Origin of the sequence: Vibrio sp. ECSMB14106 (assembly GCF_000972265.1) — a bacterium.
Classification (GTDB): domain Bacteria; phylum Pseudomonadota; class Gammaproteobacteria; order Enterobacterales; family Vibrionaceae; genus Vibrio; species Vibrio kanaloae.
In genome coordinates, this window is record NZ_LAUM01000023.1 from 79,337 (window position 1) to 95,226 (window position 15,890).

The window sequence follows — 15,890 nt, forward strand, 5'->3', positions numbered from 1 at the left end:
TTGTCTTATTATCAATGATATAGTGATAAACATATCGTTTGATATAAGAACATAGGAGAGAGGAATGCCTCGTTTTATTCAGATCCTACAGATTATCTTGGCAGTGGTGATTGGTAGTTTCATTGGTTACGATTTGATCTTGCACGGAATCAGCATCTTTAACGACAAATACGTAACCATAACATGTGTATTGTGGTTGATTTCTGAGATAACACTGTTTGTTATCTACAAGCTGATAGAAGACGATTAGTAGACATCAACGAAAAAATTTAAAGCCCCTGATTATGTATGTAGTCAGGGGCTTTTATTCATCTAGCATTAAGAATGGGTATTGCATACTCTCCACTATTAGCAAAAGCATACAAACTATCCCAACAGGGAAAGAACATAGGCTTCCCTCTCTATTATCATAAGCAGCTAGCCTATTTATAACGGAGTCGTTCAAATGAAACACCTAACTCAAGAAATGAGTGACTTTATAAGCAGAGGAACGGATTCTCACATTCGAGTAGCGGTCACGGGGCTTTCTCGTGCGGGCAAGACAGCATTCATTACTTCGCTGGTTAATCAGCTTCTTTATACGTCTACCCACAAAAATCTACCACTTCTTGCCTCGGCGAGAGATGGAAGAATTATTGGTGCTAAACGTATTCCACAACACAACATGATGATTCCCCGTTTCTCGTACGATGAAGCGATGGAATCTTTGAATGCGCAGCCACCAGAGTGGCCAGTGCCAACGCGTGATGTCAGTGAGATTCGTCTAGCAATCAAATATAAGCCTGCGAAGGGCGCGAAAAAGCTACTGAGTAAAAACAGCACCCTTTATCTCGATATTGTCGATTATCCAGGAGAGTGGCTGCTTGATTTGCCGTTACTGGATATGGACTTCGATACCTGGAGCCAATCTCAGTTTGCCGAATTGAAAGGCGACAGAGAAACTTACTCGCAACAGTGGAACGCAATGCGTGGTGACGTTGACTTGCTAGCTGAAGCGGACGAAAAGAAACTGGTCGCGATTGCCGATAGCTACACCCAGTACCTTCATACTTGTAAAAGTAACGGACTGCATTGGGTACAACCGGGTCGATTCGTATTACCCGGTGAGCTTGAAGGCGCGCCTGTGCTGCAATTCTTCCCGTGTATCGCACCTGAAGGTAAGTTCTCAAAAACAAGTAACTATGCGGTACTGAAAGCGCGTTATGAAGAGTATCAACAGAAGGTCGTCAAAGCGTTCTACAAGAATCACTTCGCGACGTTCGACAGACAAATCGTACTGGTGGATTGCTTACAGCCACTTAATGCGGGCTATGACTCTTTCATGGATATGCGTGGCGCGTTAGAACAGTTACTTAAGAGCTTTAAGTACGGTCGAAGCAATATTTTAAGGCGTCTGTTTGCACCGAAGATCGACAAGATCTTGTTTGCAGCCACTAAGGCTGACCACGTGACACCGGATCAACATCCGAACTTGGTGTCACTGCTACAACAGATGGTGCATCCGGCTTGGCAACAGGCGGCATTTGAACACATCGACATGAGTTGTATGAGTATCGCGTCTATTCAAGCGACCAGCGCGGGTTATATCTCGTCAAGTTCAGACAATGTTCCGGCGTTGCAAGGTGTGACTTTGGATAATGTCCCTCAAACCATGTATCCGGGAGAAGTGCCGCGTAAGTTGCCCAACAAACAGTATTGGGAAACCAACCAGTTTGATTTCACGAGCTTTAGACCGATGGAGCAACATTCCGATGAGCCTTGCCAACATCTAAGAGTCGACAAGGTTTTAGAGTATCTCATTGGCGACAAGTTGAAATAATTGAGGCAATCAAAATGAGTGAATTAAAAACAAAGCAGGTCTTTAATGAACCGTTGAAGACCTCTTTTGATGAGCAAGACAAGGGCGAAGTTGGCCCGGATTTAGGCGCTCAACGACTGTTCACAGAGCAAGAGAAATTTGTCCCTGTTGCACCGCAAGTGGAAACTGACCTTGATGGTGAAGCTGAGCAGCAATTGGAACAAGTGATTCGACCGAGCAAAAAGAAGAAGTGGTTTGGAACGGGTTTATTGGTCGCTTTCTCTGGCCTAGTTGGATGGCAGGCAATTGATTCGGTGATTACCGCGATTCAAACTGCTGACTGGCTTGCGTTAGGTTGGTCAGGCTTTATGGCTGCCATTGCTTCATTGGGTTTAGGCGCAATAGGCAAAGAGCTGTGGAAACTGCGCTCACTTAAAGATCACTTTAGTGTGCAAGAGCAGAGTGAAGAGCTATTGCAAAGCCAAAGTGTCGGTAAGGGCAAAGCGTTCTGTGAAAACATCGCGAAGCAAGGCGGAATTATCGCTGAGTCGCCTTCGTACGATAAGTGGCGAAACAGCATTAACCCAGCACACAGTGATGCAGAAGTGTTGGATATGTACGATGCGTTAGTCGTGAGTCAACAAGATAAGGTTGCGACTCAAATCGTCACTAAGTTCTCGACCGAATCGGCGGCTTTGGTTGCAGTGAGCCCATTGGCGGTGGCTGATATGTTGCTGGTGGCGTGGCGAAATTTCACCATGATAGACAAGCTTGCAGATGTGTATGGCATTGAGCTTGGCTACTGGTCTCGGTTTAAGCTATTTAAACTGGTGTTAATCAACATGGCCGCTGCAGGAGCCAGTGAGCTCGCGATTGATGCAAGTATGGATCTCGTATCGATGGATCTTGCAGGCAAAGTCTCAGCTCGAGCAGGGCAGGGGCTAGGTGTCGGTATCCTTACCGCGAGACTGGGTCTAAAAGCCATGACATTGCTGCGTCCTATGCCTTGGCATAACGAACGAAAAGTAAAATTGGCAGATATGCGAAAAGCCGTCCTTTCTGAAATAAAACGAATCACGCTGAAATAGTGCATACGACTTTGAAACAAAATGTATGACATTGAGTGGTATGCGAGCGAAGAGTAAACATATGTTTACTCTTCTTCTTGACTGAACTTAGACCTTAATCCACACTACTGTCAACTTATCCTGACACCTATAATAGGACTATTTGTGCGTCTTGAAGTATTGTGTGAAGACAGACTCGGCTTAACGCGTGAGTTGCTCGATATCTTGGCCTCAAAAAGCATTGACTTAAGAGGAATCGAAATTGATGTTAAAGGCATTATTTACCTAAACTGCCCTGATATCAATTTTGATGCTTTTAGTGAACTTATGGCTGAAATTCGCAGAATTTCTGGTGTGAAGGATGTACGAAAAATCCAATTTATGCCAAGCGAAAGACATAACACAGAGTTAATTGCTCTGTTGGCTAATCTACCAGACCCCGTTATAGCGATTGACCTTAAAGGGTCAGTTGATATAGCGAATCACGCTGCATTGAACTTATTCGGCAAGCAAGAAGACGAAGTGATCGGCGAGCCGCTTTCGACATTCGTACCTAGCTTCAACTTTGCTCGTTGGATCGAAGGTGACGTCACTCGTCATCGTGAAGTGGTGGTGTTGGATGGTTTAGATTTCTCGATTGAGGTTCTGCCTATTTATCTTGGTGGCGATGTTAACGAAGCAGTACTGGCGAGTGCAGTAATGACGATTCGGTCGTGTAATCAAGAGACGAACACGCCAGATGCAATCCCAGAACAGAACAACTTAGGTTTTGAACACTTTGTTGGCGTCTCTAATCGCCATAAAGCCTTGATCAGTCAAGCTAAGAAACTGGCGATGCTGGATCAGCCTTTGTTAATTGAGGGCGATACAGGTACAGGCAAAGAGATGTTGGCAAAAGCGTGTCATAACCGCTCAAATCGTTCGTCTTTCCCATTTTTGATTCTAAGCTGTGCATCAATGCCTGATGACGTAGCGGAAACCGAATTGTTTGGTCATGCTCCGGGTTCATTCAACCATGAGCAAGGTCATAAAGGTATTTTCGAACAAGCGAATGGCGGCACGGTATTTTTAGATGAGATTGGCGAAATGAGCCCACATCTACAAATCAAATTGCTTCGTTTTCTACAAGATGGTTCGTTCCGTCGTGTTGGAGAAGAAGAAGAGATGCACGCTGATGTGCGTATTATAGCCTCAACGCGCCACCGCCTTTCTGAACTCGCTGATTCTGGCTCATTCCGTGAAGACTTATTCTACCGCTTGAATGTACTGACGCTGTCAATTCCAGCTTTGCGTGAACGTTCTAATGACGTAGCATCATTGCTAGAGCTGTTCGTGGCTAAATATGCGCAGCAATTAGGTATGCTAAAGCCAAAGCTCACTCAAGAGTTAATTGATCAGCTTGGTAATTACCAATGGCCGGGTAACATTCGTCAATTAGACAACATGGTTCTACGTGCACTGACAGAGTTGGATTCGGATACTTTAACGGTTGAGCAATTCCACTTGCCTCAGCTAGACACCATGACGGCAGGAATGGCAAACCTAAGCTTAGATGGTTCTCTGGATGAGATCATGAAAGACTATGAATCTCAGATTCTAGAGAAGCTTTACCAGTCGTTCCCATCAAGCCGTAAGTTAGCAAAGCGCTTGAATGTTTCTCACACCTCAATTGCCAACAAACTGCGCGACTACGGTATTAGAAAGAACTGATTGAGCCTGTTTGGGTATGTTATTAAGTAAGTGGGTAGTATTGAACAAGCAAACGGTATTGAGTAAGAAATTAGAACAAGACCAGATAATGGAATAAGAAAGCGAATGGAAGATCTGAGTACACCTGAACGCATTTATAAGCACGATGGAAACCTTATTCTACGTACAGCGCAAATTGACGATGCGAACATGATCAGTGAGTATTTTCAAACAAACCGAGAGCACCTTAAACCTTGGGAACCGATTCGAGAAGATGCGTTCTTCGAAAGAGAAGGTTGGGCGCAGCGACTGGTCAAGCTAAACGAGCTTCATAAAATGGGGCTTGGTTATTACTGTTTATTGATCAATGCCGACTCAAACGAAATGTTAGGCACGATATCATTCAGTAACTTGTCTCGCTTTCCGTTTTACGCCTGTAATGTGGGCTACTCGTTGGCTGAAAGTGAACAAGGCCACGGTTACATGCGTAGAGGTTTGAGCATGGCCAAAGACTATATGTTTGATGTGCAGAACATGCACCGTTTAATGGCGGGCTACATGCCTCACAACGAACGCAGCGCTGGTGTATTAGAACATCTTGGCTTTGTTCGAGAAGGTTTTGCTAAAGACTATCTACAGATTAACGGTAAATGGGAAGACCATATACTGACCGCGTTAGTTAACCCTAACTGGGAAGATAGACGCAATGTTCAGACGCAGTTGTAGTTAGCTACAGTTGTATTTAGCAGTAAGCGTATTTAAGTAAACAAGCGAACAACGAATTTAAAGGCAGCGAATATCAAGCGATCTCTAATCGCCGCTGCATCAGAAAGAACAGATAGGCATGGTAATCCATCAGCCTAAGACGAAATTTGAGGAATTTTGATGTCATATACAACTTTGGACGAATACCAAAGAAAATGGATTTTCACCCACCAGTCAATGCCACTGCCGGCTGAGGACTTGGAAAAGATTAAGCCAATGACACAGGCGAGAGCATCTCAGTTTTGGAAAGAGAACGTAAGCCCTCAAAGCCCAGATGCAGAAAGGCTAAGCTCGCAAGATTGGCCGAGCAAAGCATCGAACTGGAATGAAGAGATCAGCTGGATGGCACATTGGGAAGCAGATGAACCAGAAATGCCAGAAGAGATCCTAAACTTCATTGATTGGCAAGATGACGTAACTGTTTATTTTTGTTACGAAAAATACAATGTACTTGAGACCAAGTGGGCGATTTTTAAGAAGCATTGGAAGAACTTTTTGTTTTACGATGATGGTCCGATTCTACTCGGCCGCCGTCGTTCAGAAGCCCTTTGGTTTTCAACAAACGGTACAGTGAAAATAGGCAACCGAGCTTAATGACAGCATGATTTGATTAAGCCTGTGTTGAATAAACGACAGATAAAAAGCGAGCATCGAGCTCGCTTTTTTTATTTAAATTTAGCACAACGTTTAGTCATCTTGTTTTCATACATTTTTATATCTGCTAACTTTATTAATTCATGGATAGGAGGGGGATTCGATGAGTAAATCAGTGTTCCTTGACTAAAGTCAGCCCGATAATTGATCCCCAAATTGTTGAAGTACTTATCAAAATCTGACTTAACTCGAGTTACTATTTGCTCTAAAGAGGTTTCTGATACATCTCTACACAATAGAACGAACTCATCACCTCCAATTCTGCCACAAATGTCTTCCTTGCGAGTGTTTTTTTTCAGTGAATTGGAAAAGCATTTTATATATTGGTCACCAATATTATGCCCGAAGTTATCATTGATATATTTCAGACCATCAATGTCAAAATAAATGAACCCAATTGCTAAGCCATATTCAGAAGCACTATCAATAATCTTAGGAGATTCATTCAACACACCGCGCCGATTAAAAACTTGAGTTAGTTCATCGTGAATTGATGTGAATTTTAAATTTCTAACTCTTTCGGCGGTATGGACTTCGCGCTCTAATAAAGCTCGAATGCTTTCCATTAAGTTTATCTGGACAGTTTGATAAGATGTTTCTTTAGTATCTAGAGCACAAAGCGTAGCAAACATACTTCCATCGGAGTAAAAGATAGGTAACCCAAGATAAGAGACATAGCCCATCTGTGCTAGTTTTGGATTGTCGCTCCACTCTTCTTGGCCTGTAGCGTTGTGAACGTAGAGCATAGCTCTTGTGTCCATTACTTTCTTGCAATATAGGTTGATGTCCTTAGGGATTATCTTCCCTGGGTTTGCTTTGACCCCTGAAGATGTGGACATAGCAATGCTTTGAAATCCTACTTCAGCAGTAAGAACAAGTTCAACAGCAGGAGCATTAAGCACTTCTGCAATATTGTTGAGCATGCTTTTCCATAAAGATAGATCCATATCTTTAACTAGATCATTTATGGCATGTTTGGAGCTTGACTTATATATGTTACTAAATGGCATTAATGATCACCTGATGGAATGTCATACTATTTACTATAATGTCAAAAAATTGTCTTTACAATCTGAAATAATACATTTTTCTTTATTTATAGCCTTGATTGAAAAACACAGTACCTCCTAGGTGGTGCGTTTATAGATAACACCATAACCATATTTATTTTTTAATAAAAAATAAATGAGTTCTCTCTGTTCAAACAATGCACTTATAAAGCCGTTTTCGATATGTAAATCACAAATTCACTATGGTTTAATCGGAAAGTATTGAATCAAAAGGGGGGAGTTCTATATTGGAAGTGTAGCCTTAGTGGAGGTGAAGTATTATGATTTGGGATACTCTCGAACGTGTAAATAAACTTCGCAAGGAAGCAATGAAGGATCCAGAGTTTTTGGATTCGGCAAAAATGCATGAGCAATGGCTTTTAAGCGAAACTCATAATCAATCTAAGAATGGAGAGAAAGAGAAGAAACCGAAAAAGTTATCAGACATCTATGAAAACACCGAATTTCCTATTAACCCAACCGGAACGAAACATTAATAATGATTAACTGCAACACGGCTAAGGCTCTTAACCCAAAAGCTATAAGTCGATTAAACATACCAGCCTTAAGCCACCAATAAAAAAGCCACTTTCAACGAACCGAAAGTGGCTTTTTCTTTTCTTGTTTGCTTCTTTACTTGTTAACAACTAAAGCTAATCGTTTTGAATGCTAGCTATTGATCAGGCTTAAGCCGCTTGGTAATGCATCACCAAACACGCGCTTAGACTCGCTCTCAGAAAGCTCAGTAACTTCATTTACTAGCGTTAGCCAAGACTCTGGCACCTTGCTTTGCTTTAACTTTTCAAGAACTTGAGCACGGTAGTCATCAGAGATATCGAACTGACGGTCACCCGTCTTACGACAAATCATCACAGCCGCGAAGGCAATCATCTGCTCTTTCTGCCAATTCTGGTCAAGCAGCTTTGGTAACCACTGTTCTGCTTGCTCTCTTGGAATGACGCTGTGTTGGCTTCCGTATAACGGTGTGCGAGACGCTAAGCGACCCAGAGCCCACCAGTGAGCCTGTTCGAACTGATTATGGTTAATCGCTTTGCTTAAGAACCAAGTCGCTAATAGAACCTTGTCTTCCACTTCCAGTTGTTCAAGTGACGCTGCCAATCTCACCATGGCTTCATAACCATTGTCTTGTGCATCTTTAGCCGTTTTAGGGTTTTTCATTGCACCTGGGTGAAGGTACTTCGCGATATCAGCCAAGATGGTCTCTTGCTGCTCTTGATTCAGGCCACCCGCAACTCGACGCCAGAATACCCACCAATCTGTCCAACCTTGATGGTTCTGGAATTGGATGTTTTGTTGGTAGAGGCCCCAAATTTGTTCGATACGCCATGAGTCAGTCGGATCACCAAAGCCGGGACGCAAAGAGTAACCTGCCAAACGCAGCCAGTTTTTCTCGTGCGCTTCTGAGCGACGACGTCGTTTACGACCTAATGAGAAGCTGTCAAAGAGGTGGCGAAGGGTAGTAAAGTCCCACTCTTCACGCTTACCAAGTCGTTTCTCAAGATCTTTGGCCAGCGTTTTGATCTCTTTAGACTCAGCACTTTTCTTGTTGCCACTATATAGACGAGAGATTAATTCCTTACACTCTTCTAATCTTGGATGAAGTGCAGAGGTATCAGACTCATCACCTTGCTTGTTTCTTACTTCGAACTCAAGCAACCAACGCTTAGAGTCATCTTCAGTGCTCACACATTCTATTTTAAGTGTGCCGACTTCGGTCAACTGACAAGCGAGCAATACTTCAACGCGCTCTTTTTGGTTGGCTTGAAGCTCGACAGTCCCCGAACTTTCCAAGGTAGAAATGTAAGGTGGAAGAGGGGAGAACAGATCGGCATCCACATCCACCATCACACCGTTTTGGATTGCAGTGTTGTGTGCGATTTGATCGTGTGTTGAAGTCAGTAGATTAAAACGAACCGGCTCGCCCAGCGTCAATGAGAAACGACGGCTGTTCAAACGGATTTCTTGGCCTTCTTCAGTCCCTTTGGCAAGTAGACAAAGTGCTTTGCCCATCTTGTTCTTTTCTTGTAAATGTAAGAAGTAAGAACGAGCAGCACCGCCACCGATTTTCAGCTGCGCACCACGGCGAGCTTTACCAAAAGCAACAGCCCCTAGAGCCACAGACCAATCAGGGTGAGGGTTATCTAATACTGTGATTGGAGAACCTTTCCAGTTACCTAGAAGCTGAGTAATACGTTCTGTGACAAGTTCACTGTTAAACACACCACCATTAAGTAGTACGCCAACTGGAATTGCAGGTTTGGTGTCATCGAACTCAATAGAGTCTGAGTTTTCTAATGCGGCTTTAGACACTTGTTGGTGTGTTGCTAGGAATTCTGCAACGTGCTTACTCACGGCAGGGTCAGCCACGTAAGGCAGACCAAACTCAACCACTGCACTGCGGCGTTTGTCTGGTACTTCTGTAAACTCAGAAAGTGGGAAGAAACCTTCCAAAGCGATTTGATGAACTTCTTGCTTGGTTAAGCCAATACTCTTTGTTCCACCTAGTAGCTTCGAGCCGCTACCGAGCATGGTGATCTTTACATCGTCTGGTGCATTAGCAGAAAGCAGGCTCTCTTTTGCAGCGCGAGTTTGTTGAATCAGTTTGGTTAGGCTAGAGGCGTTTAGCTTCTTGTTTTGATTGAATCGTTGCTCTGCAAGGTGAGCAAGCGCTAAATCGAGGTTATCACCACCGAGCATCAAGTGTTCGCCAACGCCGATACGGTCGAGTTCTAGCTCGCTATGACCTTGTTTTTCCGCATCACAATTCGCACCGAATTTGGCTTCAATTAAGCTCAAGTCGGTGGTACCACCGCCGACATCACACACTAAGATCAGCGGGATCTGTTGAAGCTCTTCCGCAGCCGTTTGCTGGTGACGAGCATACCAGTCGTAACAAACCGCTTGAGGCTCTTCGAGTAATAGAATCTTGCCTAAGCCAGCAAGTTCTGCGGCTTCAAGCGTCAGCTTGCGTGCAGTCTCGTCGAATGATGCTGGAACCGTTACTACTACATCTTGGTCTTCAAGTTTGTTACTCGGGTTACGGTAATTCCATGCTTGGCGAATGTGATTCAGGTAGCTCGCACTCGCGACAACGGGTGATACTTTATCGACATCATTCGCACCAGCCCAAGGGAGAATGTCTGAGCTGCGATCAACCGCTTGGTGCGATAGCCAGCTCTTAGCACTTGATACTTGACGGCCTTCCACTTTAGCACCTAATTCACGCGCCCATTCACCGACGATAACGTTCTTGATATCGCCTTTTACTGTGCTTGTTTCCCAAGGCATGGTTAGGTCAGAAGGGGAGATTTGACCTTGTGCTGGGTGGTAACGAAATGATGGAAGTAGGGGCTTACGAACCACTTCACCGGGGCCGATGAGTTGATCAATATCGAAAAGAGAAACGGGAGCATGTTGTAGGTCGTCGTTGATTTCACAGTAGGCAACCACAGTGTTGGTTGTGCCTAAGTCAATGCCGACTAAAAAACGAGGAGATGCCATACAAAACCTTATTCTTCCAGAGTGATGACCAGTGTGTTGATAGTCTTGGTCTTATTATTGTCTTTTAAATGTTTTTAATACAGGGTTAGGGAATCGCATTGATAAAGTAACGGCACCCGTTAAGGTGCCGTTGCTTCGTTATGCTTGTTCGTTTGAGTCGTTATTCGCGTCTTCACGAACATCAAACTCTACGTGCCATTTCTGACCGTTATCAGCAGCAATTGCTTCTAGGTAAAGCGTGCCGAGTTCAGTAACACGAGAGGCTAGGGTTACTGGAACCACTTCACCCTCACGGCGACCTTCAGATACTGGCAGTGTCACTTGAATCTCTGGAAGTTCATCAAGGTCTTCTGGTGCCCAATGATCAAGATGCGTACCCGCTACGTCTTCACGACGGGTCGTAGAACCGAAGAATTGGAAGTGTACTGGCTGGCCAATCACCAAACCAAACTCTTGGCTAGGAACTTGAACGCTTGAACCTTCTTCCATACCAAATGGCGCAACACACAGTGCTTCCATTGGCGGAGCCATACCCGGGATAGCTGGCATGGCGCTTTCGATTCCTACGTAGTAAGAAGAAGCGATACCACCACGGATACGAACGCCTTGGCCGCGACGCACTGCGCCGTAGTAAGAAGCGCCACTTGCAACTGCAAGGTCTAAATCCAATCCAGAAAGCTGTTTAGCAAATTCTGCATCAGCATTGATCAACCATTCGTTGATCGTATCTGAAAGACGATCAGCAAGTAGGTTAGATTTTAGAACACCACCATTGAACAGGATTGCTGTTGGTTTGATGAAGTCAGCCGCTGGCGCTTCTGCACTTGGCATACCGGGCATGTTTGCAAACGGGTTGAAATCTTGCTGAGCCGTTTCGCTATTTCCAGAAAGCGCGTTCGCTTGCTTAGAAAGGAATGCGGCAATGTGACGAGTAATACCTGCGTCTTGAGCGTAAGGCAGACCCATTTGAGTCAGTGCGCCACGTGTTTTTTGTACTGGATGCTCAGTCACTGCTACTTTCGGGAAGAAGCCATCAACCAATGTTTGTTGTACTTCTTGCTGAGTCAGTTCTGTTTTCAGTGTTGCGCCAAGCAGTTTAGAACCACGGCTTGGAACAACGATAGGTACAGATTGCAGTTCAGCATCGTTTAACAGTGCTTCTTTCGCATCACGACATGCGTGAGTCATTGCTTGAATCTGCCAAGGAGCCAGTTCTTTGCCTTCTTGAGCCAGTTTCATTTTCAGACGGTAAGCCAGTGCTAAGTCCATGTTGTCGCCGCCAAGTAGGATATGTTCACCTACTGCGATACGGTTCAGGCTTAGGTTGCCGTCATCTTGCGTTACTTCAACTAACGAAAGGTCGGTAGTACCACCACCGATATCAACAACAAGCACGATGTCGCCAACGTCTACTTCGTCACGCCATGTGTCGTTGCTGTTATCAATCCAGCTGTAAAGAGCCGCTTGTGGTTCTTCTAAAAGCGTTAGGTGAGTGAACCCGACATTACGCGCAGCTTCAGCTGTTAGGTCACGAGCAGCAGGGTCAAACGAAGCAGGAACCGTGATTGTTACATCTTGGTCTGCCAGTTTGTGTTCTGGGTTTGCGTGGTTCCAAGCATCTTTAAGGTGCTCAAGGTACAGTTCAGTGGTTTTAAGCGGAGATACTTTTTCAACCTCTTCAGGGCTGCCTGCAGGAAGGAACGCATCACGACGGTTAACACCACCGTGGCATAGCCAAGATTTTGCACTTGCTACCAAACGGATAGGGGTTTTTGAGCCAAGGTTACGCGCAATCGCACCAACCAGTGCTTTAGGCTCAGAAGACCAAGGTAGAACGCGAGAACCTGAGTTCATTTCATGTTCGTGCGGTTGGTATAGGAACGAGCCAAGTTGGCTGCGAGTTTCTACTGTACCTGGAGCCGTCAATTGAGGGATTGGCATCACCTCAACACGAGCATCTTCATTGGTTGTGTCGATGAAAGACAAAACGCAGTGTGTTGTACCTAAATCTATACCAACACTGAACTTAGGTGCTTGCTGTTGTTGTGAACGCTCTTGCGATGAAGAATGATTTTGGTGTTCCATTATAGCTCCACCTCAGCCGGTGCAATCACAGATGCATCGTAATTCTCAGCAAGCTTAGGTAGGTTCATGTCAGTGGCTTTCCAACCTTTGTGAACCAGTGTGCCGTTGAATGGTGCGTTACCCGTTACATTGCCTGTTAGGCGGATCTCTTGCGGGTTGAAACCTTCAGCTACTGTGATGCGCGTTTCTTCATCTTCAGTACGGATGTGAGAAAGCGTTACGTAGTCTGCTAATACTTTTTGGCCGCCAGTGTGGATAACACGTGCCGCTGCGCCAACTTCTTCATCAGAGAACGAAGTTAGGTCTTCTTGTAGGAAGTCGATTAAGCGCGCTTCTTGTTGCATGATAGACAGAAGTTGCATTGCTGAATCTGTTGGCGCTGTCGCCAGCTTAGATTCCACTTCAACGACTTTTTCGATCACTTTTTCAACTTCAACAACTTTCTCTACTTCGACAATTTTTTCAACTGGCTTTTCAACTTCAACGATCTTCTCTACTGGTTTTTCTATGACTTTCTCAACCACTTTGGTTTTACGAGAAACGGCAATTAACAGTAGTAAAACGCTTGATGCAGTTAGGCCTGCGTGAAGCATATCAAACGTCTGTGGGATTAGGTTCAAATCAACGATCATAGTGATTTCTCTTTAAGATTGATTTAACGGTATATTCGCTGGTTTTGTAGAATATACAGGTTGGAAAGAAAACTCATTTATGCAAAGGCAAAATAGATTCTTTCAAGCTATAAATATGGGTGGATACTAGCATGTTCAAGGCTTAAGGGCTTTATTAAATGCTTTCAATAAATTGGCTTTTTAGCGAGTTAGCTTGAAATTTAATCGAGAATTGTTGGTTTATTCGTCGTAAATGTCCACACTTTGTAAATAGTGTTAGTTTTGTCCCATTGTTAAAGTCAAAGATAATTAAAGAGTAATATTCTGGCAGTGTATACTTTCAAATCAATCAATATGAATGGAAACTGTATGCCCATACAATCGACCCTATGACGGGGTTGAAAAAACGAACTCTGCCGTTAGTCGCCTTTTCGGTTTCATTTTTGATAATGGTATTGTGCTTTGTTCTAGTCGCGATTAATCAACATAATTCCTTAAATACGAACTTGGATAGCTTTGCTAAGCAACAAACGTTGAGCTTGAAAGCATTTATCGATAATGATGTGGCTTATATAGGTTCAGGTGCTAATTTTTTCTATTCCTCTGAGCCAGGGGGCTGGGATAAATTTGACCGTTTTTCTGAGCAAATTATGAATGGTTCGAAAAGCTTGATTGGATTGCAATGGATGCAAAAAGTGGCGGCAGAAGATATCGCCGAACATACCGCACAAATGATAGCGAAGTACCCATCCTACAAAATGTTTACTATTCCTAAACATGGCCCAAAAACATACGGTTATGTTTTGAGTGGTGAACCCGCATTTATTGCGACCGATATCTACCCCAATGACCCAGTAAACAATGATGTGTTGGGTTTTTATTCTTCTCGTGAACGCTTTAAGTTGATCCTTGATAACATCAGAGAGACGGGTGAGGCTAATATTTCAGACAAAGTTCGTTTACTGCAAGACGGTTTAGATAGTGATACGCCGAAAAGGGGGATGTTGGTTTTCCATCCAGTGTTTGATGACCACAGTGACAACTTATTAGGGATTGTGATTGGTATCGTTCGTACTACGGCCTACTTTGATAACCTTTTGGCGTCAACAATCGGAGATATAGACGTCTATGTACGTGTTACTGATAACGGCTTTGAATCCGAAGATGCTCCTATTTTATTTGAATCTGACGGCTACGAAGGTGTGTCTGGACACCATATTACAAAAATAATCACGTTGACTAACCGAGAATGGACGGTCGATTACAAGATAGATTCATGCATCTCTTTTAATGGTTATCTTGTATTGGCGGGTATTGCTTTTGTTGGTACAACCATCTCACTGCTTCTTGCTTATATTGTCAATTTACAAATTCGTGAGAAAGAGCGTTTATACCGAATGATTGATGAAAGAACGGAAGAGCTTCGTTTCTTAGCCAATCATGATAGCCTGAGCGAAATTTATAACCGCCGTGCTTTCAATAAAATGCTCGACAAAGCCATTGAGCGAAACCGGCCCTTTAGTTTGATTGGGTTTGATGTCGATAAATTTAAAGGTATTAATGACCAATTCGGCCATCCGGCTGGCGATGCTTTACTTATTCATGTTATCAAGCTGATTTCTGTCAATCTGAAGCAAGGAGATGGTCTGTTCCGTTTAGGCGGTGATGAGTTCTGTATTATCTCTAGCATTTCGAATCATGAAGCTTTGAATCGTTACTTAGAATGCATTCGAAACACAGTGAGTCACTCTCATTGTGAGTATAAAGGTCGACAACTGAGTTGTACTTTAAGTATTGGTGCTGCCATTCGTAGCGGTGAGGACTCTGAAGAGATCATGCAAAAAGCGGACAGCATGCTCTACCACAGTAAGTCAAATGGCCGAAATCGAGTCACAATTGCAGGCTAAATGAGCACTTGATGAAACTGGGGTCGAGTTCTTTATTGGGCTCATGTACAATTTCACGAAATTTTTGACGAGAGAACTAGGCGACGTATGAATCACAATCGAGTGGTGTGTTTCGATTTGGAAATGTGCTGTTGGAGCGAAGACGGTGTAGGTACAACAGGGGAGATCATTGAAGTTGGTCTTGCTGAGATTGACCTAGCATCCGGCACTATCGTGAAGCGCGCACAATACTACGTTAAGCCAGAGAAAGACGAAGTCTCTCTGTTCTGTGCCGAGTTAACGGGCATTACACCTCGTAAAATTGAAAAGCAAGGCCGCCCGCTAGAGTCTGTCATCAAGTCGATGATCAAGAACTTTGGTGGTCCAAACAAGATTTACGCAGCGTGGGGACGCGATGACCTCATCTTACACAACGAGTGTAAAGAAAAAGGCATTGAACCTCCTTTCAGCGAGTTCTTAAACATTGCAACGCTTTATCGTGTTCAAAATAGATTGAAAGACAAACGCATTGGTCACAGGGCCGCTCAAGAAGCTAAGAACATTGAATGGGAAGGGCGTCAGCACTCGGGTTATGTTGATGCTTATAATCTTGCGAAACTCACATTAACTATGTTGTAGTTGAATTTTTAGCTCTTCTCAGCCCTGTTTAGCCAGCTTTCAGCTTACCGATTCAAAAAAGCGACCGGTTTCTTAACCAGGGCAAGATCATGAAAACCCCTTATGGAATAAGGGGTGACGTGAAG

The 15,890-nt window shown here is 43.9% G+C and carries 13 protein-coding genes; 9 read left to right on the forward strand and 4 right to left on the reverse strand.

Features of this window, described 5'->3' with window-relative positions:
• The first annotated feature begins 64 nt into the window (after positions 1-64).
• From WR49_RS15565 to WR49_RS15590, 6 genes are all read left to right on the forward strand, one after another.
• On the forward strand, positions 65-250 hold the full coding sequence (locus WR49_RS15565) for a hypothetical protein (protein WP_017057524.1): 186 nt from the start codon (positions 65-67) through the stop codon (positions 248-250).
• A 195-nt stretch (positions 251-445) separates the two neighbouring features.
• On the forward strand, positions 446-1,819 hold the full coding sequence (locus WR49_RS15570) for a YcjX family protein (protein WP_046224624.1): 1,374 nt from the start codon (positions 446-448) through the stop codon (positions 1,817-1,819).
• Between the two features lie 14 nt (positions 1,820-1,833).
• Positions 1,834-2,886, forward strand: a complete 1,053-nt coding sequence (locus WR49_RS15575; RefSeq protein ID WP_046224625.1) for a YcjF family protein — start codon at positions 1,834-1,836, stop codon at positions 2,884-2,886.
• Positions 2,887-3,030: 144 nt separating this feature from the next.
• A complete protein-coding gene (gene tyrR / locus WR49_RS15580; protein WP_017057521.1) occupies positions 3,031-4,575 on the forward strand; it encodes a transcriptional regulator TyrR in 1,545 nt (514 codons plus the stop codon).
• 105 nt (positions 4,576-4,680) lie between these two features.
• The gene (rimJ, locus tag WR49_RS15585) at positions 4,681-5,280 is read left to right on the forward strand and encodes a ribosomal protein S5-alanine N-acetyltransferase (protein ID WP_046224626.1); all 600 of its coding nucleotides are present in this window, start codon (positions 4,681-4,683) and stop codon (positions 5,278-5,280) included.
• 159 nt (positions 5,281-5,439) lie between these two features.
• Positions 5,440-5,913 carry a DUF2947 domain-containing protein gene (locus WR49_RS15590; protein WP_017057519.1) on the forward strand — a complete coding sequence of 158 codons (474 nt, stop codon included), beginning with the start codon at positions 5,440-5,442 and terminating at the stop codon, positions 5,911-5,913.
• 71 nt (positions 5,914-5,984) lie between these two features.
• Here WR49_RS15590 and WR49_RS15595 read toward each other — a convergent pair whose 3' ends face one another.
• Positions 5,985-6,983: a sensor domain-containing diguanylate cyclase gene (locus tag WR49_RS15595; protein ID WP_046224627.1), complete on the reverse strand. Its 999-nt coding sequence runs from the start codon at positions 6,981-6,983 to the stop codon at positions 5,985-5,987.
• 320 nt (positions 6,984-7,303) lie between these two features.
• Between WR49_RS15595 and WR49_RS15600 the strand changes: the two genes are divergently transcribed.
• Positions 7,304-7,519 carry a hypothetical protein gene (locus WR49_RS15600; protein WP_046224628.1) on the forward strand — a complete coding sequence of 72 codons (216 nt, stop codon included), beginning with the start codon at positions 7,304-7,306 and terminating at the stop codon, positions 7,517-7,519.
• Positions 7,520-7,691: 172 nt separating this feature from the next.
• Here the strand turns inward: WR49_RS15600 and WR49_RS15605 are convergent, their stop codons facing one another.
• The 3 genes from WR49_RS15605 to WR49_RS15615 form a co-directional block, all read right to left on the reverse strand.
• A complete protein-coding gene (locus WR49_RS15605) occupies positions 7,692-10,544 on the reverse strand; it encodes an Hsp70 family protein (RefSeq protein ID WP_046224629.1) in 2,853 nt (950 codons plus the stop codon).
• 138 nt (positions 10,545-10,682) lie between these two features.
• Positions 10,683-12,629 (reverse strand): Hsp70 family protein, encoded by a 1,947-nt coding sequence (locus WR49_RS15610; protein WP_046224630.1) that lies wholly within the window; start codon positions 12,627-12,629, stop codon positions 10,683-10,685.
• Positions 12,629-13,261: a DUF2760 domain-containing protein gene (locus WR49_RS15615; protein ID WP_017057514.1), complete on the reverse strand. Its 633-nt coding sequence runs from the start codon at positions 13,259-13,261 to the stop codon at positions 12,629-12,631. Before WR49_RS15615 ends, WR49_RS15610 begins: the two co-directional genes overlap by 1 nt.
• 368 nt (positions 13,262-13,629) lie before the next feature.
• On the opposite strand from WR49_RS15615, the gene WR49_RS15620 reads away from it, so the two are divergent.
• Positions 13,630-15,147: a sensor domain-containing diguanylate cyclase gene (locus WR49_RS15620; RefSeq protein ID WP_046224631.1), complete on the forward strand. Its 1,518-nt coding sequence runs from the start codon at positions 13,630-13,632 to the stop codon at positions 15,145-15,147.
• An 87-nt stretch (positions 15,148-15,234) separates the two neighbouring features.
• The gene (locus WR49_RS15625; protein ID WP_017057512.1) at positions 15,235-15,765 is read left to right on the forward strand and encodes a 3'-5' exonuclease; all 531 of its coding nucleotides are present in this window, start codon (positions 15,235-15,237) and stop codon (positions 15,763-15,765) included.
• Positions 15,766-15,890: the final 125 nt, after the last annotated feature.

Coding starts and splice junctions, on each gene's coding strand:
- WR49_RS15565 (WP_017057524.1), top strand. CDS start 65: ATGCCTCGTTTTATTCAGATCCTACAGATTATCTTGGCAGTGGTGATT.
- WR49_RS15570 (WP_046224624.1), top strand. CDS start 446: ATGAAACACCTAACTCAAGAAATGAGTGACTTTATAAGCAGAGGAACG.
- WR49_RS15575 (WP_046224625.1), top strand. CDS start 1,834: ATGAGTGAATTAAAAACAAAGCAGGTCTTTAATGAACCGTTGAAGACC.
- rimJ (WP_046224626.1), top strand. CDS start 4,681: ATGGAAGATCTGAGTACACCTGAACGCATTTATAAGCACGATGGAAAC.
- WR49_RS15590 (WP_017057519.1), top strand. CDS start 5,440: ATGTCATATACAACTTTGGACGAATACCAAAGAAAATGGATTTTCACC.
- WR49_RS15595 (WP_046224627.1), bottom strand. CDS start 6,983: ATGCCATTTAGTAACATATATAAGTCAAGCTCCAAACATGCCATAAAT.
- WR49_RS15600 (WP_046224628.1), top strand. CDS start 7,304: ATGATTTGGGATACTCTCGAACGTGTAAATAAACTTCGCAAGGAAGCA.
- WR49_RS15605 (WP_046224629.1), bottom strand. CDS start 10,544: ATGGCATCTCCTCGTTTTTTAGTCGGCATTGACTTAGGCACAACCAAC.
- WR49_RS15610 (WP_046224630.1), bottom strand. CDS start 12,629: ATGGAACACCAAAATCATTCTTCATCGCAAGAGCGTTCACAACAACAG.
- WR49_RS15615 (WP_017057514.1), bottom strand. CDS start 13,261: ATGATCGTTGATTTGAACCTAATCCCACAGACGTTTGATATGCTTCAC.
- WR49_RS15620 (WP_046224631.1), top strand. CDS start 13,630: ATGACGGGGTTGAAAAAACGAACTCTGCCGTTAGTCGCCTTTTCGGTT.
- WR49_RS15625 (WP_017057512.1), top strand. CDS start 15,235: ATGAATCACAATCGAGTGGTGTGTTTCGATTTGGAAATGTGCTGTTGG.